Annotated in this window: 20 protein-coding genes; 11 read left to right on the top strand and 9 right to left on the bottom strand. The window is 61.6% G+C overall.

The window, feature by feature from the left end; genetic code table 11:
* The first annotated feature begins 24 nt into the window (after positions 1-24).
* The 4 genes from lnt to trmB all read left to right on the top strand — a co-directional run bounded on the left by lnt (position 25) and on the right by trmB (position 4,324).
* Positions 25-1,629, top strand: coding sequence for an apolipoprotein N-acyltransferase (lnt, locus tag K6N12_RS19795; RefSeq protein WP_097624845.1), 1,605 nt, complete (start codon positions 25-27; stop codon positions 1,627-1,629).
* Positions 1,630-1,777: 148 nt separating this feature from the next.
* The gene (locus tag K6N12_RS19790) at positions 1,778-2,197 is read left to right on the top strand and encodes a helix-turn-helix domain-containing protein (RefSeq protein ID WP_003589003.1); all 420 of its coding nucleotides are present in this window, start codon (positions 1,778-1,780) and stop codon (positions 2,195-2,197) included.
* Between the two features lie 178 nt (positions 2,198-2,375).
* The gene (gene metK, locus K6N12_RS19785; RefSeq protein ID WP_097624649.1) at positions 2,376-3,614 is read left to right on the top strand and encodes a methionine adenosyltransferase; all 1,239 of its coding nucleotides are present in this window, start codon (positions 2,376-2,378) and stop codon (positions 3,612-3,614) included.
* A gap of 8 nt (positions 3,615-3,622) precedes the next feature.
* Positions 3,623-4,324: a tRNA (guanine(46)-N(7))-methyltransferase TrmB gene (trmB, locus tag K6N12_RS19780; RefSeq protein WP_097624648.1), complete on the top strand. Its 702-nt coding sequence runs from the start codon at positions 3,623-3,625 to the stop codon at positions 4,322-4,324.
* 147 nt (positions 4,325-4,471) lie between these two features.
* Here the strand turns inward: trmB and K6N12_RS19775 are convergent, their stop codons facing one another.
* The gene (locus K6N12_RS19775) at positions 4,472-4,729 is read right to left on the bottom strand and encodes a BQ00720 family protein (protein ID WP_003570822.1); all 258 of its coding nucleotides are present in this window, start codon (positions 4,727-4,729) and stop codon (positions 4,472-4,474) included.
* A 47-nt stretch (positions 4,730-4,776) separates the two neighbouring features.
* Positions 4,777-5,202 (bottom strand): Hsp20 family protein, encoded by a 426-nt coding sequence (locus K6N12_RS19770; protein ID WP_097624647.1) that lies wholly within the window; start codon positions 5,200-5,202, stop codon positions 4,777-4,779.
* A 238-nt stretch (positions 5,203-5,440) separates the two neighbouring features.
* Between K6N12_RS19770 and K6N12_RS19765 the strand changes: the two genes are divergently transcribed.
* Positions 5,441-6,385, top strand: a complete 945-nt coding sequence (locus K6N12_RS19765; RefSeq protein WP_097624844.1) for a nucleoside hydrolase — start codon at positions 5,441-5,443, stop codon at positions 6,383-6,385.
* 30 nt (positions 6,386-6,415) lie between these two features.
* Here K6N12_RS19765 and grpE read toward each other — a convergent pair whose 3' ends face one another.
* Together grpE and hrcA are read right to left on the bottom strand one after the other, a co-directional pair.
* Positions 6,416-7,048: a nucleotide exchange factor GrpE gene (grpE, locus tag K6N12_RS19760; protein ID WP_097624646.1), complete on the bottom strand. Its 633-nt coding sequence runs from the start codon at positions 7,046-7,048 to the stop codon at positions 6,416-6,418.
* A 109-nt stretch (positions 7,049-7,157) separates the two neighbouring features.
* Entirely contained in the window at positions 7,158-8,246 is a 1,089-nt protein-coding gene (hrcA, locus tag K6N12_RS19755; protein ID WP_097624645.1) for a heat-inducible transcriptional repressor HrcA, read from the bottom strand.
* Positions 8,247-8,373: 127 nt separating this feature from the next.
* On the opposite strand from hrcA, the gene rph reads away from it, so the two are divergent.
* The 4 genes from rph to hemW are packed head-to-tail and all read left to right on the top strand — an operon-like array spanning position 8,374 to position 11,372.
* Entirely contained in the window at positions 8,374-9,093 is a 720-nt protein-coding gene (gene rph / locus K6N12_RS19750) for a ribonuclease PH (RefSeq protein ID WP_097624644.1), read from the top strand.
* Positions 9,090-9,506, top strand: a complete 417-nt coding sequence (locus K6N12_RS19745; RefSeq protein ID WP_097624643.1) for a VOC family protein — start codon at positions 9,090-9,092, stop codon at positions 9,504-9,506. Before rph ends, K6N12_RS19745 begins: the two co-directional genes overlap by 4 nt.
* 9 nt (positions 9,507-9,515) lie before the next feature.
* Complete coding sequence (gene rdgB, locus K6N12_RS19740; protein WP_097624642.1) at positions 9,516-10,160, top strand: RdgB/HAM1 family non-canonical purine NTP pyrophosphatase; 645 nt, start codon at positions 9,516-9,518, stop codon at positions 10,158-10,160.
* A 9-nt stretch (positions 10,161-10,169) separates the two neighbouring features.
* On the top strand, positions 10,170-11,372 hold the full coding sequence (gene hemW, locus K6N12_RS19735; RefSeq protein WP_097624641.1) for a radical SAM family heme chaperone HemW: 1,203 nt from the start codon (positions 10,170-10,172) through the stop codon (positions 11,370-11,372).
* Positions 11,373-11,434: 62 nt separating this feature from the next.
* On the opposite strand, the gene K6N12_RS19730 is transcribed toward hemW, so the two are convergent.
* The 5 genes from K6N12_RS19730 to mutM all read right to left on the bottom strand — a co-directional run bounded on the left by K6N12_RS19730 (position 11,435) and on the right by mutM (position 17,238).
* A complete protein-coding gene (locus tag K6N12_RS19730; protein ID WP_003589021.1) occupies positions 11,435-12,517 on the bottom strand; it encodes a saccharopine dehydrogenase family protein in 1,083 nt (360 codons plus the stop codon).
* A gap of 164 nt (positions 12,518-12,681) precedes the next feature.
* Positions 12,682-14,232 (bottom strand): chromosomal replication initiator protein DnaA, encoded by a 1,551-nt coding sequence (gene dnaA, locus K6N12_RS19725; protein ID WP_097624843.1) that lies wholly within the window; start codon positions 14,230-14,232, stop codon positions 12,682-12,684.
* 841 nt (positions 14,233-15,073) lie between these two features.
* Positions 15,074-15,352 (bottom strand): 30S ribosomal protein S20, encoded by a 279-nt coding sequence (gene rpsT, locus K6N12_RS19720; RefSeq protein WP_003570835.1) that lies wholly within the window; start codon positions 15,350-15,352, stop codon positions 15,074-15,076.
* Between the two features lie 191 nt (positions 15,353-15,543).
* Positions 15,544-16,317 carry an enoyl-CoA hydratase gene (locus K6N12_RS19715; protein WP_097624639.1) on the bottom strand — a complete coding sequence of 258 codons (774 nt, stop codon included), beginning with the start codon at positions 16,315-16,317 and terminating at the stop codon, positions 15,544-15,546.
* Positions 16,318-16,332: 15 nt separating this feature from the next.
* Complete coding sequence (gene mutM, locus K6N12_RS19710) at positions 16,333-17,238, bottom strand: bifunctional DNA-formamidopyrimidine glycosylase/DNA-(apurinic or apyrimidinic site) lyase (RefSeq protein WP_097624638.1); 906 nt, start codon at positions 17,236-17,238, stop codon at positions 16,333-16,335.
* Positions 17,239-17,387: 149 nt separating this feature from the next.
* On the opposite strand from mutM, the gene ubiE reads away from it, so the two are divergent.
* Both ubiE and ubiB read left to right on the top strand, forming a co-directional pair.
* Positions 17,388-18,164 carry a bifunctional demethylmenaquinone methyltransferase/2-methoxy-6-polyprenyl-1,4-benzoquinol methylase UbiE gene (gene ubiE / locus K6N12_RS19705; protein WP_097624637.1) on the top strand — a complete coding sequence of 259 codons (777 nt, stop codon included), beginning with the start codon at positions 17,388-17,390 and terminating at the stop codon, positions 18,162-18,164.
* Positions 18,165-18,212: 48 nt separating this feature from the next.
* On the top strand, positions 18,213-19,787 hold the full coding sequence (gene ubiB / locus K6N12_RS19700) for a 2-polyprenylphenol 6-hydroxylase (protein WP_097624636.1): 1,575 nt from the start codon (positions 18,213-18,215) through the stop codon (positions 19,785-19,787).
* Positions 19,788-19,876 lie beyond the last annotated feature (89 nt).

Here is a 19,876-nt window from a genome sequence, read left to right as displayed (position 1 = left end):
ATTCGCGGTTTGATGGGAGTGCGCATGGAGCGGCTTGCGGACAGGGTTATCCTCGTCTGGGGTTTCAAACGGTCGCTGCTGGCCATTGCCGCCGGAGCATTCGCCGTGCTGGCGCTGCCACCCTTCGGCTTCTTCGCGGCAATGTTCGTCTCCTTCACGCTGCTCGTCTGGCTGATCGACGGGGCCGCGGCTTCGCCTGACAGCGGCCTCATCGGCAGGCTGTGGCCGGCATTTGCCACCGGCTGGCTGTTCGGCTTCGGCTATTTCGTCGCCGGCCTGTGGTGGCTCGGCCATGCGCTGCTGGTCGATCAGGAGGAATTCGCCTGGGCGCTGCCACTCGCCATTCTCGGGCTGCCGGCCTGTCTGGCGATTTTCTACGGGCTGGCGGTGGCCCTTGCCCGCATCTTCTGGTCCGACGGCATGGGACGGATCGCCGCACTGGCGGCCGGCTTCGGGCTGATGGAATGGCTGCGAAGCGTTGTCCTGACTGGCTTTCCCTGGAACGCCATCGGCTATGGCATGATGCCGGTTCCACTGATGATGCAGTCGGCGCATGTGATCGGGGCGATGGGGGTGACTACCCTTGCCGTATTCGTCTTTTCCGCGCCGGCCCTTGTCGGCACCCGGCAAGGCGCACGCACCGGCATCGCGCTCGCCGTCCTGCTATTTGCCGCCCATCTCGGTTATGGCGCTTATGCCCTCTATGTCGCGCCGCGGGCCGAAGCCTTGCCTGAAGATAAGCGGCCGGTGGTGCGGTTGGTGCAGCCTGATATCGACCAGGCGGCAAAGATGGACAACGACGCCGATCGCAATGCGATCTTCGAGACGCATCTGAAGCTGTCGGCCGAAGCACCGAGAAATGGCGGGCGCAAGCCCGACATTATCGTCTGGCCGGAAACCTCCATCCCCTTCATACTGACCGACAATCAGGATGCGCTGACGCGGATCGCCGATACGCTCGACGACAACCAGATCCTGATTGCCGGAGCCGTGCGCGCCGAGGAGATGGGGCCCGGCACGCCGACGCGCTACTATAATTCCATCTATGTGATCGACGGCCGCGGCCAGATCATCGCCGCCTCCGACAAGGTGCATCTGGTGCCGTTCGGCGAATACCTGCCCTTCGAGGACCTGCTCACCGAATTCGGCATCCAGAACGTCGTCGAAATACCAGGAGGGTTTTCGGCAGCAGTGAGCCGGCACCTGCTGGCGCTGCCCGGCGGGCTCAATCTTTATCCGCTGATTTGCTACGAGATCATTTTCCCCGATGAAATGACCGGCGACATCGAAGACGCCAATGCGATCCTCAATATCACCAATGATGCCTGGTTCGGTGCGACGCCAGGCCCCTATCAGCACTTCCAGCAGGCGCGGGTGCGAGCTGTTGAAACCGGACTGCCGCTGATTCGCGACGCCAACAGCGGTATTTCAGCAATTGTGAATGCACAGGGGGAAATTATTGCCGGCCTCGATCTCGAACAAACCGGCTTTATTGATGCAACTCTTGATAGGTTAGGCGTAGAAGCGGGGACGGCATTCCCCCGGCAAACATACTTCTGGTTGACCGAGGCGCTGCTCATTTTGATTGCGCTGGTTTCTCGTAGAGGTTTTATTTCCGGGTTGAATTGACCAAAAACCCCTAAAATTGCATAGTGATGACAATCGGCGTTCCGGACGTATGTTCAAAGGTGGGTTCTCACCGCTTGCAACGTGGCGTTTGGGATGGATCAGGGGCATGCCGGTTAAACAGGTTGAAATTCTTAGCTAGGGCACGACCATGATTGAAAACAAAAAGAAGCCGAATCCGATCGACATCCACGTTGGCAGCCGTATTCGTCTTCGCCGAACAATGCTGGGCATGAGCCAGGAAAAACTTGGCGAAAGCCTCGGCATCACATTCCAGCAGATCCAGAAGTACGAAAAGGGCACCAACCGCGTCGGCGCAAGCCGTCTGCAGAACATCTCGAACATCCTCAATGTTCCGGTTTCCTTTTTCTTCGAGGACGCACCCGGCGAACATGCAGGCGCCGGCGGCGGCATGGCCGAAGCCTCCAGCTCGAATTACGTCGTCGATTTCCTCTCCTCTTCCGAAGGCCTGCAGCTCAACCGCGCCTTCGTCAAGATTTCCGATCCGAAGGTTCGCCGCAAGGTCGTGGAGCTGGTGAAGGCTCTGGCAGCCGAGGCCGACTCCGACTGAGCCACACCAATCGCTGAATCCCAAAGGCGGTCGAAAGGCCGCCTTTTTTGCGTTTTTGGGGCAAAATTTGTCACTTTGCCGCAGATATAAAGATATATTTATGTCCTTCTGCGCTTGTCATCGGGCCTCGAACTGAGTACCTACTAGCTAGCTTTTATTCTTTGAGGGGAATCCCGGAATGCGCGCGAATTATCTCTTTACCAGCGAATCTGTTGCCGAAGGTCATCCTGACAAGGTTTGCGACCGCATCTCCGACGAGATCGTCGATCTGGTCTACCGCGAAGCGGCCAAAACAGGCGTCAATCCGTGGGGCGTGCGCATTGCCTGCGAAACGCTGGCGACCACCAACCGTGTCGTCATCGCCGGCGAAGTCCGCCTGCCGCCGAGCCTGATGAAGAAGGACAAGGAGGGCAAGGACGTCATCAATCCTTCTAAGTTCAAGGCCGCTGCCCGCCGCGCCATAAAGGATATCGGTTACGAGCAAGACGGCTTCCACTGGAAGAAGGCCAAGATCGATGTGCTGTTGCACTCGCAGTCGGCCGACATCGCGCAGGGCGTTGACAGCGCCGCCGACCAGCAGGGCGACGAGGGCGCCGGCGACCAGGGCATCATGTTTGGTTACGCCTGCAAGGAAACGCCGGATTTGATGCCGGCGCCGATCTATTATTCCCACAAGATCCTGCAGCTGCTCGCGGTTGCCCGCAAGAAGGGTGACGGCGAAGTCGCCAAGCTCGGCCCCGACGCCAAGAGCCAGGTGACCGTGCGCTACGTCGACGGCAAGCCGTCCGAAGCAACGTCGATCGTGCTTTCGACCCAGCATCTCGACGAAAGCTGGGATTCGAAGAAGGTCCGCGCCGTCGTCGAGCCTTATATCCGCGAGGCGCTCGGCGAACTGAAGATCGCTGACGACTGCAAGTGGTACATCAACCCGACCGGCAAGTTCGTCATCGGCGGACCGGACGGCGATGCGGGCCTCACCGGCCGCAAGATCATCGTCGACACCTACGGCGGTGCCGCACCGCATGGCGGCGGCGCATTCTCCGGCAAGGACACGACCAAGGTCGACCGTTCGGCTGCCTATGCCGCCCGCTATCTGGCGAAAAACGTCGTTGCCGCCGGCCTAGCCGACCGTTGCACGATCCAGATTTCCTACGCGATTGGCGTCGCCCAGCCGCTGTCGATCTATGTCGACCTGCACGGCACCGGCAAGGTCAGCGAAGATCAGGTCGAAGCAGCGATCCGCAAGAATATGGACCTGTCTCCGTCGGGCATTCGCCGCCATCTCGACCTCAACAAGCCGATCTATGCGAAGACCTCCGCTTATGGCCATTTCGGCCGCAAGGCCGGCCGCGATGGCTCGTTCTCCTGGGAGCGCACCGACCTCGTCAAGGCCCTCAAGGAAAGCGTAAAGGCCTGAGATAAAGCATGACGGATATGGAACGCCGCGGCCGGGCGACTGAAGCCTTCTTCGGTCGCCGCAAAGGCAAGGCCCTGCGCGAACACCAGGCCGAGACGCTGAACAGCCTGCTGCCGGCATTCCTTATCGATCTTTCGGCGGCTCCGCTGGAGCCGCTGACGTCCCTCTTTACGGTTCCGGTCGACAGATTGCGGCTGGAAATCGGTTTCGGCGGCGGCGAGCACCTGATCCACCGCGCACTCGAGAGGCCTTCGACCGGCTTCATCGGCGTCGAGCCCTTCGTCAATTCCATGCAGAAGCTGCTGTCGCGTATCGGCGAGACCGGGGCGCGCAATATCCGCGTCTATAATGACGACGCGACGCAACTGCTCGACTGGCTGCCGGACGCTTCGCTCGATCAGATCGACCTGCTCTATCCCGATCCCTGGCCGAAGCGGAAGCACTGGAAGCGCCGCTTCGTCTCGAAGACCAATCTCGACCGCTTTCACCGCGTGCTGAAACCGGGCGGCCTGTTCTGCTTCGCCTCCGACATCGACACCTATGTGAACTGGACGCTGCTCAAATGCCGCGACCATGGCGGCTTCAACTGGCTGGCCGACAATGCGGCGGACTGGCTGACGCCCTATGAGGGCTGGCCGAGCACACGCTACGAGGCCAAGGCGCGACGCGAGGGCCGGTCTTCGGCCTATTTGACGTTCAGGAAGATCTGAGTTTCAACGGCGGCTAACGGGCAATAGTGACGGGCGTGCCGTGTGGCACGAACGATGAGCCTATCCTGACGCAGCCTCCGCAGCGAAATCGAATAAGCGATAGTGCACCGCAAAAGCAGCACAACGCGCCAGGCATTATCTTGACGGTCAGTGGAGGCTGACCGTCTTCAGTTCATCCTCGGCAGCCTTGAAGAAGGTGCTGGAGCGGTTGTCCGTCAAGAGGATCGGCGTGCCGTCGGCGCCGAAAAGTGCCCAGAGATCGACGTTCGGATCGATATCCGGCGCCTCGGGAAAACACTTGGCGACCTCTTCGGTGCGCATCTTTCTGATATAGGCGACCTCGCCGCTGCCGATGTGGGCAAGCTCGGATTTGGTCAAGTGAGACGTGGCTTCTTTCATCAACATTCCTGTTCCTCCGGAAGAAGGGACCAACGGTTCGACAAACCGTTGTGCTACTGTGAGACCGAAATGTTAATTTTCTTGACCATGCGCGCGGGCTCCGGTCGAATTAGATCGACGGAGAGCAGACCGTTCTTCAGACCGGCGCCGAGCACCTGCATGCCGTCGGCCAGAACGAAGGTGCGCTGGAACTGACGGGCGGCGATGCCGCGATAGAGATAGTCCCGTTCGCCGTGCTCCACCTGACGGCCGCGAATCAGAAGCTGGTTCTCCTCAATGGAAACATCGAGTTCCTCCTCGCCGAAGCCGGCGACAGCCAGCGTGATGCGCAGACGTTCCGGCGCGCCGTTATCGGCGGCGATGCGTTCGATATTGTAAGGCGGATATCCGTCGCTCGCCTTGGAAATGCGCTCCAGCGTCTTTTCCATGGCATCGAAGCCCAGAAGCAGCGGGCTGGCGAAAGGGGTAATGCGGCTCATCTCTTTTCAAGTCCTTGATGCAAGCGACCATCCCGGACCTTAAGGGCAGCATCCGGATGCCGCTAATATGGGGACAGCACCCCGGCGCTGCAAGACGCGGGTGACGTCTCGGCACCACCCCTCAATTTTGAGGTGGTGATGGCTCCTTGCTTGACAAAGCGGCGGCTGCCTCGCATCAAAACGGGCCGGCGCAGAATGTGCCGATTTGTGACGAGAAATGAAGAAAACGGTGCATCGGATGGCAAGCGCAAGAAAGATCATCATTGACACGGATCCCGGCCAGGACGACGCGGCCGCCATTATGCTGGCCTTCGGCAGTCCCGACGAGCTGGAGTTGCTGGGGATCACCACGGTCGCCGGCAACGTGCCGCTTTCGCTGACCAGCCGCAATGCGCGCATCGTCTGTGAACTCTGCGGCCAGACGGAGACGAAGGTCTTTGCCGGCGCCGACGCGCCGATCGCCCGCAAGCTGGTGACCGCCGAGCATGTACACGGCAAGACCGGCCTCGACGGTCCTCACCTCAGCGAGCCGACGATGGCGCTGCAAACGGGACATGCCGTCGACTTCATCATCGAGACGCTGCGGCGTGAGGAAGAAGGCACGGTGACGCTCTGCACGCTCGGGCCGCTCACCAATATCGGCCTGGCCTTACAGAAGGCGCCCGACATCGCCCCGCGCATCCGCGAATTGGTGATGATGGGCGGCGGTTTTTTCGAGGGCGGCAACATCACGCCGGCAGCCGAATTCAATATTTACGTCGATCCCGAGGCCGCCGATATCGTCTTCCGCTCGGGCGTTCCGATCGTGATGATGCCGCTTGACGTGACGCACCAGTTGCTGACCCGCAAGGATCGGGTGAAGCGCATGGCCGAGATCGGCACGGCGCCGGCAAAGGCGATGGTCGAGATGCTGGAATTCTTTGAACGCTTCGATATCGAGAAATACGGCTCCGACGGCGGGCCGCTGCATGACCCGACCGTGATCGCCTACCTGCTGAAGCCGGAGCTTTTCAACGGCCGAGACTGCAATGTCGAAATCGAGATCCACTCCGAACTCACCGTCGGCATGACGGTCGTCGACTGGTGGCATGTCACCGAGCGCAAGCGCAATGCAAAGGTCATGCGCCAAGTCGATGCGGACGGCTTCTTCGATCTTTTGATCGAACGCTTCGCCCGCATCTGATTTCGGCATCCTTCTCCAAAGGGAGAAGGTTCAGGCGTCCTTCTCGTCGAAGACCGAATTGGTTTCGGCTTCGGTGGCCTTCGGACCGCCCTTGGCGACGCCGACCATGGCCGGGCGCAGCACGCGCTCGCCGATGGAAAAGCCTGCCTGCACGACCTGGACGACCGTGTTGTTCGGCACATCCGGGTTCGGCACTTCGAACATCGCCTGATGGAAATTCGGATCGAACTTCTGGCCGACCGGCTCCAGCTTGCGAACGCCGTGGCGCTCGAGCGCCGACAGCATGGCGCGCTCGGTCATCTCGACGCCCTCGATCAGCGTGGTCAGGCCGGCATCGGCCGCGTCCTTGACCTCTGCCGGAATGGCATCCAGCGCCCGGCGCAGATTGTCCGAGACGGCGAGCATGTCACGCGCGAAACCGGCGACGGAATAGGACTTGGCGTCCTTGACCTCACGCTCGGTGCGGCGGCGCAGATTATCCATTTCGGCGGCAAGGCGCAGATAGCGGTCGCGCAGTTCGCCGTTTTCGGCTTTCAGAAGCTCGAGTGCATCAGGCTGGGGCGCCTCTTCCTGCGCAATATCGTTCTCGACGTAGGCGGCAGCGTCGGCTGCGGCATCGGCCGCAGTTGCGTCAGGTCCGTTTTTCGTCGTGTCATCGGTCATGACGGTCTCCGGTTGGTGTCTTCAGATGCGCCCGATATCGAGGTTTGACCGAAAAAAATCAAGTCTGCGTGACAAAGAAGCGAAAATTCCGCGGTCTTCGTCAAAGTGGTCAAAGCGGATTGCGTGAAAGCCGGGAGACGAGCTGGGCAGTGTAGTCCACCATCGGCACGATACGGGAATAATTGAGCCGCGTCGGGCCGATGACGCCGACGGCGCCGACGATGCGATCGTCGTCGTCACGATAGGGCGCAACGATGAGCGATGAGCCGGACAGCGAGAAGAGCTTATTTTCCGAGCCGATAAAGATACGCACGCCCGAGCCGGTTTCGGCGAGATTGAGGATCTCGATCAGGCTGTCTTTCTTTTCGAGATCGTCGAACAGCATCCGCAGCCGGTCGAGATCCTCGGCGCCGGCGAGACCTTCAAGCAGGTTGGCGCGGCCGCGGATGATCAGCTGCGCCGGCTTTCCCTCGTCGGGGCTGCCGGCCCAGACGGCGATGCCGCGCTCGACGAGATCACGCGACAGGGCATCGAGTTCGTGGCGGACGTTATCCTTCAGCTGACTTAATTGTTTGCGCAGCTCCGGCAGGGTCTGGCCGGACATGTGGGCATTGAGAAAATTCGCCGCCTCGGCCAGCTGCGAGGAGGTAACGCCCGCCGGCAGCTCGATGATGCGGTTTTCCACCTGGTCGTGATCGCCGACGAGCACGGCCAGCGCCTTTGTCGGCTCCAGCCGGATGAACTCCACATGTTTGAGCACCGGATCGCTTTTCGAGGTGATGACCAAGCCGGCGCCGCGCGAAATGCCCGACAGCATGCGGCTCGCCTCGTTCATCATCGATTCCACCGGATTGCCGCCGCTTTCGGCCCGCACCTGGCGGTCGATGCTGGCGCGGTCCTCGGCGGAGAGATCGCCGACCTGCATGAAGGCATCGACAAAGAAACGCAGGCCGATCTGGGTCGGCAGCCGGCCGGCGCTGATATGCGGCGAATAGATGAGGCCGAGATCCTCGAGATCGCTCATGACGTTGCGCACCGAGGCCGGCGACAGCGACATCGGCAGCAGGCGGGACAGATTGCGCGACCCGAGCGGCTCGCCGCTCTCCAGATAGCCCTCGACGATGCGGCGAAAAATTTCCCTGGAGCGCTCGTCCAGCGCAGCAACGGCATCCGAAACCGATGTCGACCTGATGCCCATGAAACTCTCGAACCCGCGCTGATGATACTTCGCGAAAAGTAAGTCAAACTCGCAGCCGTGGCAAAAGGGAATTTGCAAATGGGCGCCGCCAATCGTAGAAGCGGTCAACAAACCCCAGGAGATAAGAATGCGGCCTTCAGGCAGAAAAATCGACCAGATGCGCAAGGTCTCGTTCGAGCGCAATTTTTCCAAGCATGCGGAAGGTTCCTGCCTGGTGAAATTCGGCGATACGCATGTGCTCTGCACGGCCAGCCTCGAAGAAAAGACGCCGCCATGGCTGCGCAATAGCGGCAAGGGCTGGGTCACGGCTGAGTACGGCATGCTGCCGCGGGCGACCGGCGAGCGCATGAAGCGCGAGGCGGCCGCCGGCAAGCAGGGCGGCCGCACCCAGGAAATCCAGCGGCTGATCGGCCGGTCGCTGCGCGCCGTCGTCGACCTGCAGGCGCTCGGCGAGCGGCAGATCACCCTTGATTGCGACGTCATCCAGGCCGATGGCGGCACGCGGACGGCCGCGATCACCGGCGGCTGGATCGCGCTTTACGACTGCCTGAAATGGATGGAAAGCCGCAACATGATCAAGGTCGACCGGGTCCTGAAGGATCATGTCGCCGCCATCTCCTGCGGCGTTTTCGCCAGCCAGCCGGTGATCGATCTCGATTACCTCGAGGATTCCTCGGCCGAGACCGACGCCAATTTCGTCATGACCGGCGCCGGCGGCATCGTCGAAATCCAGGGAACGGCCGAAGGCACGCCATTTAGCGAAGAGGAATTCACTTCGCTGATGGGTCTTGCCAAGAACGGCATCGGCGAACTCGTCGCCCTGCAGAAACAGGCGATTGCGGGATGAACCCCATGCTGGAAGGCATGCTGGAAACGGCGCTTTATGCGCGCGATCTCGATGAGGCCGAGGCGTTCTACGAGAGCGTCCTCGGGCTTGAAAAGATCACCCGCGCCGCCAACCGGCATGTCTTCTTCCGCTGCGGCCCCGGCGTTCTATTGATCTTCAATCCGGAGGAAACCGTGAAGCCGCCGTCGCCTGACGCGCTGCAGGTGCCGCCGCATGGCACGACCGGACAGGGCCATGCCTGCTTTCGGGTGTCCGGCCGCAACATCAATGCGATGGCCGAACGGCTGACGGCGGCCGGTGTGGCGATCGAATCCGAGGTGCATTGGCCGAATGGCGGCCGCTCCATCTATTTCCGCGATCCAGCCGGCAACAGCCTGGAATGCGCGGAGGCTAAAATCTGGGGCATCGAATAGGATATCTGAATGCGCAAGCTCGAAACGAAGACCATCGTCGTCGCCAGCCACAATGCCGGCAAGATCCGCGAGATCCAGGAACTGATCGGACCGCTCGGCTTCACCGCCAAATCGGCGGCCGAGCTGAATTTCGTCGAACCTGACGAAACCGGCACCAGCTTCGAGGAGAATGCGACGATCAAGGCGGTGGCCTCCGCCAATGCAGCCGGCATGCCGGCGCTGTCGGACGATTCCGGGCTGGTGGTCGATGCGCTCGGCGGCGATCCCGGCGTCTACACCGCCAATTGGGCAGAGACATCGGACGGCACACGCGATTTCGACATGGCGATGGCGAAGGTGGAAAAGGCGCTGCAGGATGCGGGCGCGAGCAAGCCGGAACAGCGCACCGCGCGTTTCGTCAGCGTGCTCTGCCTCGCCTGGCCGGACGGCCATACCGAGCTCTTCCGCGGCGAAGTGGAAGGCAATGTCGTCTGGCCGCCGCGCGGCACGCAGGGCTTCGGCTACGATCCGGTCTTCCAGCCGGAAGGTTACGGCGTCACTTTCGGCGAGATGAGCGGCGAGGAAAAACACGGCTGGAACATCGGCAAGCCGCAGGCGCTGTCGCACCGGGCGCGTGCCTTCAAACTCTTTGTCGAAACCTGCCTGGAGGCATAAGGTCGCGAAGTGGACAATTTCGACACGCCAGGCTCCTCGCGCGATGCTGCGCTGCTGCCCGATACCGGCGAGCCCGGTTTCGGCGTCTATGTGCATTGGCCCTTCTGCGCGGCGAAGTGTCCTTATTGCGATTTCAACAGCCATGTGCGCCATCAGCCGGTGGATCAGGAGCGCTTTGCAGCAGCCTTCCTGAAGGAGATGGCGGCGATCCGGGCTATGAGCGGGCCGAAGACGGTGACGAGCATCTTCCTCGGCGGCGGCACGCCGTCGCTGATGAAGCCGGAAACAGTCTCCGCCATTCTCGACGGCATTGCCCGGCACTGGCACGTGCCCGATGGTATCGAGATCACCATGGAGGCCAATCCCTCCAGCGTCGAGGCCGATCGCTTCCGCGGTTACCGGGCGGCCGGCGTCAACCGCGTCTCACTCGGCGTGCAGGCACTTGATGATCGCGACCTGAAATTTCTCGGCCGGCTGCATGATGTCGCCGACGCGCTGAAGGCGATCCGGCTGGCGCGCGACATTTTTCCGCGCATGTCTTTCGACCTCATCTATGCCCGGCCGCACCAGACGGTTGAGCAATGGGAAAGGGAGCTGAAGCAAGCGATCTCTTATGCGGTCGATCATCTTTCGCTCTATCAACTCACCATCGAGGAAGGCACACCGTTTTACGGCCTGCACAAAGCAGGCAAGCTGATCGTGCCGGATGGCGAGCAGTCGGCTGTGCTCTACGAGGCGACGCAGGAAATCACCGCGCGCGAGGGCATGCCGGCCTATGAGGTTTCCAACCACGCCCGGCCGGGCGCCGAAAGCCGGCATAACCTCACCTATTGGCGTTACGGCGATTATGCCGGCATCGGCCCCGGCGCGCACGGCCGGCTGACGCGTGGCCCCGAGAAGATCGCGACGGCGACCGAGCGCAAGCCGGAAGCCTGGCTCGACATGGTCGAGCGCGACGGCCACGGCATTCTTGACGAGGAGCGGCTCGGCTACGAGGAACAGTCCGACGAACTGCTGCTGATGGGGTTGCGGCTCAGGGAAGGCGTCGATCTTGCCCGCTGGCAGCAGCTTTCCGGCCGTGACCTCGACCCGAAGCGCGAAGAGTTTCTGCTCGAACACAAATTCATCGAGCGGATCGGCAATTCACGGCTGCGCTGCACGCCGGCGGGCATGCTGATCCTCGATTCCGTCGTCGCCGATCTCGCCTGCTGACATCTGACAACGGATTGTTTCCAACGCGGCGATGACATCAACGCCGCGTTGGAAAACAATTCTCAGCCGTGGCTGGTGGCGCCGGCCTTGAACAGGCTGCCGGTCGGCGTCTTCAAGAACATCTCCAGCGGAATATGCTCCTGGTGCAGGAAGCCGGTCGCCGGCAGCAGGCCGTCGCGGACCATTTCGATAACGGCAACGACGGAGGCTGACGTCGTCCAGGCGATCGCCGTGCGGCGTGCACCGGCAATCTCGATCGGGTAATAGGCGCGCACGAACTCCTTGCGGCGCAGGCTGCCGTTCTCCGTGCCCTCGGCGGCGACATGGACATAGACAACATCGTCTTCAACCGGCGGCTTGGCATTGGTCAGAATCTCGCCGGCGAGCTTGCGCTTGTCGCGCATCAGAAGCTCGTGGAAGAAGAAGTTCATCAGTTCCATGTGACCGGGATAACGCATGGTCTTGTAGTCGAGATTGTCGATCTTGCCGAGCATGGTGTCGCACATGGTGCCGAGGCCGCCCGAGGTCGTGAAGGCTTCGAGCTTGACGCCGCCGACATAGACGGTCTCGTGCCATTCCATCGGCGAGACCAGCTTGCGCACGCCGCCTTCGATGACCTCGCAATCGTTCAGATATTCGTTGACGACGCCTTCGGGCGACCAGTTGAAGGCATAACCCAGCAGCCCCGTCGGATGCTGCGGCAGGGCGCCGACGCGCATGCGGATCGAACGGCAGCGATCGAAGCCGTCGGCAAGGCTGGCGCCAACGATGCCGACGAAACCCGGGGCCAGGCCGCATTGCGGCGCCATCAGGCCGCGGGCGGTCTTCGACAATTCGATGATGAAATTGGTGGTGGGAACGTCTTCGGTCAGGTCGAAATAATGAATGCCGGCGAGATGGGCGGCGCGCGCCAATTCGATGTTCAGATGGTAAGGCAGGCAGGAGAGCACCGCCTCGACATTCGACAACAGTTCGCCGACCACTTGCGGGTCCGAGATATCGCCGGCGCGGCACTTGAAGGGAACGTCGCTCAGCGGCAGTTGCGCATCGACGCCGATGACCTCGAAACCACCTTCATGCAACAGCGTCGCCGCCAGCCGTCCGACCTTGCCCAGGCCGAGAACGGCGATCTTTCTAAAACTCATTTATGATCCTCCCATGCGCCCTCTTCGGCGCTTCAGTCTTTGCCCGGCACACGCCGCTCCAAATCGGGCATGCACGGGGTGGCCGGAGGTATAGAATAAAAAGCTCATAAAGCAAAACGGCCGGAATCGCTTCCAGCCGTCAACGTTTTCCGAAAATCGGGTCGTTATTCGTTGATCAGCCGCTTCAGAAGCTCGACCTCATGCGACAGCTTGGTGTCTCCGGAAATCAGCTCTTCGATCTTGCGCACGGCGTGCAGCACGGTCGTGTGATCGCGCCCACCGAAACGGCGTCCGATCTCGGGGAAGGAGCGCGGCGTCAGCGTCTTCGACAGATACATGGCGATCTGGCGCGGCTTTACGATGACGCGGGTGCGGCGGTTCGAGACCAGTTCCTGGCGCGAGACATTGTAGTGCCTCGCGACGATGCGCTGGATATCCTCGATACGCACGCGGCGGGGTTCGCCGGAGCCAACGAGATGGGCGAGCAGTTCGTCGACGCGCTCGATCGACAGGTTCGGCTCGAAGGAGCGGCGGAAGACCAGCTGGTTGAAAGCCCCTTCCAGCTCGCGGCCGCTGGCCGTGACGTTGCGGGCGACGTGCTGGAGCAGTTCGGCCGGAATTTCGAGCGACGGATCTTCAAGCCGGGCCGCAGCAAGGCGACGCCTGAGGATCTCGAGGCGCATCTCGTAATCCGGCGCGTCGAATTCGATCGCGACACCGCCCTGCAGGCGCGAGCGCACACGCGGGTCGAGCGATTCCAGCTCCCAGGGGGCGCGGTCGGCGGCGACGACGACCTGCTTGGCGCTGTCGAGCAGCATGTTGAGGAGATGGCAGAATTCGTGCTGGATCATCTTGCCCTGCAGGAACTGCATGTCGTCGATGATCAGGAGATCGATGTTGCGCAGCGAATCCTTCAGCGTCAGCGCATCATTGTCGCGGATCGCGGTGGCGAAGCGCCACATGAAATACTCGGCCGTCAGATAGACGACGCGCAGCGCCCGCGGGTTCTGCACCGCCGCATTGGCGATCGCCTGCAACAGGTGGGTCTTGCCGAGGCCGACCGTCGAATGGATGAACAGCGGATTGAAGCGCACGGCGCCGGAACCGGCCTCGGCGATCGTCTTGGCGGCCGCAAGTGCGACGCGGTTCGAGCTGCCTTCGACGAAGGTGTCGAAGGTGAAACGGCTGTCGAGCGGCGAACCGAAGAGCGGCGCGCCAAAGCTTGCGGGCCTTGCCGCGGCAACGGAGGAAACCGCCTGCTGGACGGCCTGGCCGGCCGGCTGGGCGCTTGCGGGGCGGCGCGCCTGGGGGGCAACGACCGGCTCGGGCTGAACCGCCTCATCGAGCGCCTTCGTGCCGCTGCGCGTCGCAGTGCGCACCAGGACTTCGATCTTCAGAATTTCCGGATCCTCGGCCTGGAACAGACCGGTGATGAGATCGAGATAACGATTGTTGATCCACGACTTCAGGAAGGTGGTGGGAACCGACAGGCGAACCACGCTCTTCGACACCGAATGCAGCTTCAGCCGGGCGAACCAGCTGGCATAGACGTCAGGGCCGACCTGGGCCTTCAAGCGCGCGCTGACGCGCTCAAACAAGATGCTGTGCTTCATTTCCGCCTTTGCTTCTCCCCCTTCGAGGCGAATGGAGCCAAACGCCTGCGGTGCCACATCCCCATTGTCGGGCCCGCCCGCCGTCATCGTATTCATCTGCATAATGCCGCCTTTCAATTCCACCGGGCGGCTTCCGCTAAAATAGCCGCCCGATTATTCCCCGCTTTGGCGAGCTGACGGCATCCTCATGAAGCCGCTTACCTGCCGGTTCACTCAAACATGGCGCAGAACACCGTTGCAGGGACCGCGTTCATGCGGCAACCTTCACCGGCTTTCCGTGCCAGGCTGGCGGTCGATCCTCGTTTTCGACCGATCAGCCCGTACGCAATATTACTTTAACCTTCTCCGGCGACCTCGCCTTAAACGTGTGGCCACTGAAGGCACAAAACATCCCTGCCCGTAACAGCCACGTTACGGCCCAAATCCGTCGAGTGCTTGAAAAAACGGAAGCGCAAGGCTCCGTAACAAATGGCACAAACTTATCGCCCTGCCGACGTGGCAGTTAAGACCGAGCCTCTACAGGTGATGTCCGCGCCCTCTGTTGGAAGCCATTTAGGCAGGATCAAAAGGCAATATCAACGATGAATTTTACGCAAAATTAAGAAGCGGGCATTGACTCCGCCTGCCCTTTTCGGGCGTCACACCACCGTCAAAAAAGAATCGCTTTTGAATCAAGGAGATTCCCCGTTCGGGCTATTTGGACACGCATGGAAAGAAAAAAAATAAAAATCTTCTTGACTCCCCCCTGGTCCCGGAACGTCGGGTCAGAGTCGCGTGGCGTGAAAGCATCCTTGCGCAAGTGTTTGTTATCAAACAATTTTTCCTGTCATGGCGCTGACACGAAACAGTCGCAGGATTAACCATAGAGGGGCTGATCGGCGGAATCGAAAAAGCCCGGTAAAATTACCGGGCTAATCATAACGAGGAAGTTCTTAACGGAAGATTACGCGGTCGCGGTGACCGAAAGAGCCTTCACACGAGCGGCCAGGCGCGAGACCTTGCGCGATGCCGTGTTGGCATGCAGCACGCCCTTGCTGGCGGCGCGGGCAAGCTCGGGCTGAGCCGCCAGGAAAGCTTCCTTCGCCTTGGCGGCGTCACCGGATGCGATGGCCTCTTCGACCTGGCGAACGAAAGTACGAACGCGCGAGCGACGAGCCTTATTGACGTCGGTACGGCGGGCGATCTTGCGGGTCGCTTTTTTCGCCGAAGTTGTATTGGCCATGGATGCCTCTCTCAAGAATTCGAACAAACTCCGCCATTACCGCGGGCCCTGCGGCCACAAAATCCAGCAATGCGGGAGCAATCGCAGAAAACCAAACCGGCTTTCCGAACCGTGGGCGGGCATATAACTCTAAAGCCGGCCCACGTCAACGCGGATTTTCAAGCTTTGCAGCCGGAACCGCCGAAAAGCGTTCAACGGTGCTTAAAAGCCGGTTTGCGCTTCTCGACGAAGGCCGCCATGCCTTCCTTCTGGTCGTCGGTGGCAAACAGACTGTGAAACAGCCGGCGTTCGAAGCGGAGCCCCTCCTCCAGCGTGGTCTCGAACGCGCGATTGACCGCCTCCTTGGCCATCAGCACCGAAGGCTGAGAAAGCGAGGCGATCTTTTCCGCCGCCGCCAACGCGTCGTCGAGCAGACGCTCGGGCGCCACCACACGCGAAACGAGTCCCGAGCGTTCGGCTTCGGCCGCATCCATCATGCGGCCGGTCAGGATGAGATCCATTGCCTTCGCCTTGCCGACGGCGCGCGTCAGCCGCTGCGAGCCGCCCATGCCGGGGATGACGCCGAGGGTTATTTCCGGCTGGCCGAACTTCGCCGTTTCCGAAGCGATGATGAAATCGCACATCATGGCGAGTTCGCAGCCGCCGCCGAGCGCAAAGCCGCTGACGGCGGCGATGACCGGCTTGCGGGCCTTGGCGACCTCATCCCAGCCGCTGATGAAATCACTCTTATAGATATCGGCGAACTGAAGCGCCTGCATCTCCTTGATATCGGCGCCGGCGGCAAAGGCGCGTTCCGAACCGGTGATGACGATCGCGCCGACCGCCTCGTCGGCATGGAAGGCGGCATAGGCCTCCTTCAACTCCTTCAGGACGGTGGAATTCAGCGCGTTCAGCGCCTGCGGTCGGTTCAGCGTGACGAGGCCGACATTGCCTCGGGTTTCGACGATCAGGGTCTCATAGGCCATGCTGTTCTCCCGTTCTTACTTCTGGCAGGTGGCGCAATAGAAGGTGGAGCGGCCCGCCTGGACGATGCGGGCGACCGTACCGCCGCAGCCGGGCGTGCGGCAAGCCTGACCTTCGCGATCATAGACGGAGAAGGAATGCTGGAAATAGCCGAGCGATCCGTCGGTCTGGATATGGTCGCGCAGCGAGGATCCGCCGGCGGCGATGGCATCGGCAATGACATGGCGGATCGAGGCGACGAGCAGGTTGAGCTGCTCCTTCGGCCGGCCGCCTGCCGTCACCAGCGTGCCGGCGGCGCGGATCGGCGAAAGATGGGCGCGCCACAGCGCCTCGCAAACATATATATTGCCGAGACCGGCAATATTCTTCTGGTCGAGCAGCGCACTCTTCAACGGCTGCGCCTTGTCGCGGAAGCGCTCGGCGAGATAGGCGGCGCCGAGCTCGTTTCCCGTCGGCTCCGGGCCGAGATCGCGGAAGAAGGGATGGGCGGCAAGATCGGCGCGCCCCACCATATCCATGAAGCCGAAACGGCGCGGATCATTATAGACAACGCGGCGCGGACCGGCTGGACTTTCCAGATGAAAGACGACGTGATCGTGCTTCTCGTCCTTCGAGCGGGCATGGTGGAATTCGCCAGGCGTGGCCGCGCCAGCGCCCTCCTCGATGCGACCCTCCTCGATCCGAAAAGAGCCGGACATGCCGAGATGGGAAATCAGCGTGTTGCCATCGTCGAGATCGACCAGCAGATATTTGGCGCGGCGGCCAAGGCTGACGATGGTGCGGCCGGAAACCCTGTCGGCGAAAGCGTCGGGAAAGGGAAAGCGCAGATCCCCACGGCGCAGCTCAAGCCTGGCAATACGAGCCCCCTCCATCGCCGGCGCCAGGCCGCGTTTTACCGTTTCGACTTCTGGCAATTCCGGCATCTTAACCCATCTGTATCTAACGTGTTTCAACCGAGGACGATGTGCGCTATAGCGCCAGTGGTCCGCGGAGAGCGCGGCCCAGTGATAACGTCGCGCGCGGTCTTTCGCTATGGCCTGCGCGGCTGAATATCGAGGAACGGAGCAGTCTGATGCCTGAAAGCCGCACTTCCGCCGATGGCGGCATGGAGACCTCCTACGGCTTCCGCGAGGTGCCGGGCGGCGAGAAGCAGGACCTGGTCAACCAGGTGTTCCACAAGGTCGCCAAGCGCTACGACATCATGAACGACGTCATGTCGATGGGCATGCACCGCGCCTGGAAAGACGCGATGATTTCGGCGCTGAACCCGCGCAAGGAGCAGGGCTACAAGGTGCTCGACGTTGCCGGCGGCACCGGCGACATCGCCTTCCGCATCGTCGAGGCCTCGGGCCGGCAGGCGCATGCGACCGTGCTCGATATCAACGGCTCGATGCTCGGCGTCGGCGCCGAGCGGGCGGAAAAGAAGAAGCTTTCCGGCAATCTCACCTTCGTCGAGGCGAATGCCGAGGAACTGCCCTTCGAGGCGGCGAGCTTCGACGCCTATACGATCGCCTTCGGCATCCGCAACGTGCCGCGGATCGATGCCGCACTGTCAGAGGCCTATCGCGTGCTGAAGCGCGGCGGACGGCTGCTGGTGCTCGAATTTTCCGAGGTCGACATGCCGCTGCTCGACAAGATTTATGACGCCTGGTCGTTCAATGCCATTCCGCAATTCGGCAAGGCGATTACCGGCGATGCCGAACCCTACCAGTATCTGGTGGAATCGATCCGCAAATTCCCCAACCAGGAGAATTTCGCGGCGATGATCCGTCAGGCCGGCTTTTCCCGCGTCACCTACACCAACTATACCGGCGGCATCGCCGCGCTGCATTCCGGCTGGAAGCTCTGAGGGAATGAGGGAAGCAAACACCAACCTCGGCCGGCGGGGCACTGCAGCATGAGCACGTTCGGGGCCTATTTCCGCCTTTGGCGCGTCGGCTGGGTGCTCGTGCGTGAGGGCGTCGTGTCAGCTCTGCCGTCCGAAGGCCTGCCGCCTCCGGTGGCGCTCGCCAAATCCTTCGTGACGATTTTCGAGCGCAGCAAGGCGCGCCATCAGAAGCGCAGCGACCGGTTGGCGCATGCCGTCGAGCGGCTCGGCCCCTCCTATGTGAAAATCGGGCAGTTCCTGGCAACGCGGCCTGACGTGGTCGGCGTCGAATTCGCCAACGACCTGTCGCAGTTGCAGGATCGGATGGCCTTCTTCCCCTCGGCTGCCGCCAAGGCCAATATCGAAGGCTCGCTCGGGCGGCCGATCGGCGAACTCTATGCGAGCTTCGGCGAGCCGATCGCCGCCGCCTCGATCGCCCAGGTGCATCCGGCCGAAGTCGAAACATCCGAGGGCCGCAAGAAGGTCGCCGTCAAGATCGTGCGGCCCGGCGTGCGCCAGCGTTTTGCTCATGACATCGAGGCGATGTACCTCGTTGCCCATATGCAGGAGCGTTTCCTGGCCTCCAGCCGACGGCTGCGGCCGGTCGAGGTGACGAAGACGCTGGAGCAGACGACGAAGGTGGAGATGGATCTTCGCCTCGAGGCGGCCGCCCTCTCCGAAATCGCCGAGAATACCGAAAAGGATCCCGGCTTCCGCGTGCCGAAGGTCGACTGGGAGCGCACCGGGCGCGATGTCATCACCATGGAATGGATCGACGGCACCCGCATGTCCGACGTCGAAGGACTGCGCGCGGCCGGCCACGATCTCAACCTGCTTGCCGACACGCTGATCCAGTCCTTCCTGCGCCACACGCTGCGCGACGGCTTCTTCCATGCCGACATGCATCCGGGCAATCTCTTCGTCGATGCGGACGGCATGATCGTTGCGGTCGACATGGGCATTGTCGGACGGCTTGGCAAAAAGGAACGGCGGTTCCTCGCCGAAATCCTCTATGGCTTCATCACCCGCGACTATATCCGCGTCGCCGAGGTGCATTTCGAGGCGGGCTATGTGCCGGGCCACCACAATGTCGAGAGTTTTGCCCAGGCGATCCGGGCGATCGGCGAGCCGATCCATGGGCAGCCGGCCGAGACGATCTCCATGGGCAAACTCTTGACGCTGCTGTTCGAAGTGACCGAACTCTTCGACATGGCGACACGGCCGGAGCTGGTAATGTTGCAGAAGACCATGGTGGTGGTCGAGGGCGTGTCGCGCATGCTCAACCCGCGCTTCAACATGTGGAAAGCCTCCGAGCCTGTCGTCGGCGACTGGATCCGCACCAATCTCGGCCCGAAGCGGATCGCCACCGACCTCAAGGATGGGCTGAAGGCGGCGGTCAAACTTGCCGAAGCCGTGCCGGAAATTGCGGCGAAGACCGAAAAATTCCACCACCAGCTTCTGCACATGAGCGAACACGGCTTACGCTTCGACGCGCAGACGGCTGAGGCGATCGGCAAGGCCGAGGCGCGACACAACCGCTCGGCCAGGATCGCCCTTTGGGTCATTGCATTGACGCTTCTCTATATTGCCTGGATGCTGAGCTGATCCATCGGTAAAACATGCTGTGTTCGGCATTTAGGATATCCCATGCGACCGAGGGCTCGCTTAGTCTCGCCGTTAGAGCATGATGCCGA

The sequence above is a fragment of the Rhizobium redzepovicii genome (assembly GCF_019793435.1).
In the GTDB taxonomy this organism is placed as follows: Bacteria; Pseudomonadota; Alphaproteobacteria; order Rhizobiales; family Rhizobiaceae; genus Rhizobium; species Rhizobium redzepovicii.
This window is presented reverse-complemented; position numbering and strand designations above follow the sequence as displayed.

Bases quoted from the DNA above. Each gene is read 5' to 3' on its own strand.
- lnt (WP_097624845.1), top strand. From the start codon at position 25: ATGGAGCGGCTTGCGGACAGGGTTATCCTCGTCTGGGGTTTCAAACGG.
- K6N12_RS19790 (WP_003589003.1), top strand. From the start codon at position 1,778: ATGATTGAAAACAAAAAGAAGCCGAATCCGATCGACATCCACGTTGGC.
- metK (WP_097624649.1), top strand. From the start codon at position 2,376: ATGCGCGCGAATTATCTCTTTACCAGCGAATCTGTTGCCGAAGGTCAT.
- trmB (WP_097624648.1), top strand. From the start codon at position 3,623: ATGACGGATATGGAACGCCGCGGCCGGGCGACTGAAGCCTTCTTCGGT.
- K6N12_RS19775 (WP_003570822.1), bottom strand. From the start codon at position 4,729: ATGTTGATGAAAGAAGCCACGTCTCACTTGACCAAATCCGAGCTTGCC.
- K6N12_RS19770 (WP_097624647.1), bottom strand. From the start codon at position 5,202: ATGAGCCGCATTACCCCTTTCGCCAGCCCGCTGCTTCTGGGCTTCGAT.
- K6N12_RS19765 (WP_097624844.1), top strand. From the start codon at position 5,441: ATGGCAAGCGCAAGAAAGATCATCATTGACACGGATCCCGGCCAGGAC.
- grpE (WP_097624646.1), bottom strand. From the start codon at position 7,048: ATGACCGATGACACGACGAAAAACGGACCTGACGCAACTGCGGCCGAT.
- hrcA (WP_097624645.1), bottom strand. From the start codon at position 8,246: ATGGGCATCAGGTCGACATCGGTTTCGGATGCCGTTGCTGCGCTGGAC.
- rph (WP_097624644.1), top strand. From the start codon at position 8,374: ATGCGGCCTTCAGGCAGAAAAATCGACCAGATGCGCAAGGTCTCGTTC.
- K6N12_RS19745 (WP_097624643.1), top strand. From the start codon at position 9,090: ATGAACCCCATGCTGGAAGGCATGCTGGAAACGGCGCTTTATGCGCGC.
- rdgB (WP_097624642.1), top strand. From the start codon at position 9,516: ATGCGCAAGCTCGAAACGAAGACCATCGTCGTCGCCAGCCACAATGCC.
- K6N12_RS19730 (WP_003589021.1), bottom strand. From the start codon at position 12,517: ATGAGTTTTAGAAAGATCGCCGTTCTCGGCCTGGGCAAGGTCGGACGG.
- dnaA (WP_097624843.1), bottom strand. From the start codon at position 14,232: ATGCAGATGAATACGATGACGGCGGGCGGGCCCGACAATGGGGATGTG.
- rpsT (WP_003570835.1), bottom strand. From the start codon at position 15,352: ATGGCCAATACAACTTCGGCGAAAAAAGCGACCCGCAAGATCGCCCGC.
- K6N12_RS19715 (WP_097624639.1), bottom strand. From the start codon at position 16,317: ATGGCCTATGAGACCCTGATCGTCGAAACCCGAGGCAATGTCGGCCTC.
- mutM (WP_097624638.1), bottom strand. From the start codon at position 17,238: ATGCCGGAATTGCCAGAAGTCGAAACGGTAAAACGCGGCCTGGCGCCG.
- ubiE (WP_097624637.1), top strand. From the start codon at position 17,388: ATGCCTGAAAGCCGCACTTCCGCCGATGGCGGCATGGAGACCTCCTAC.
- ubiB (WP_097624636.1), top strand. From the start codon at position 18,213: ATGAGCACGTTCGGGGCCTATTTCCGCCTTTGGCGCGTCGGCTGGGTG.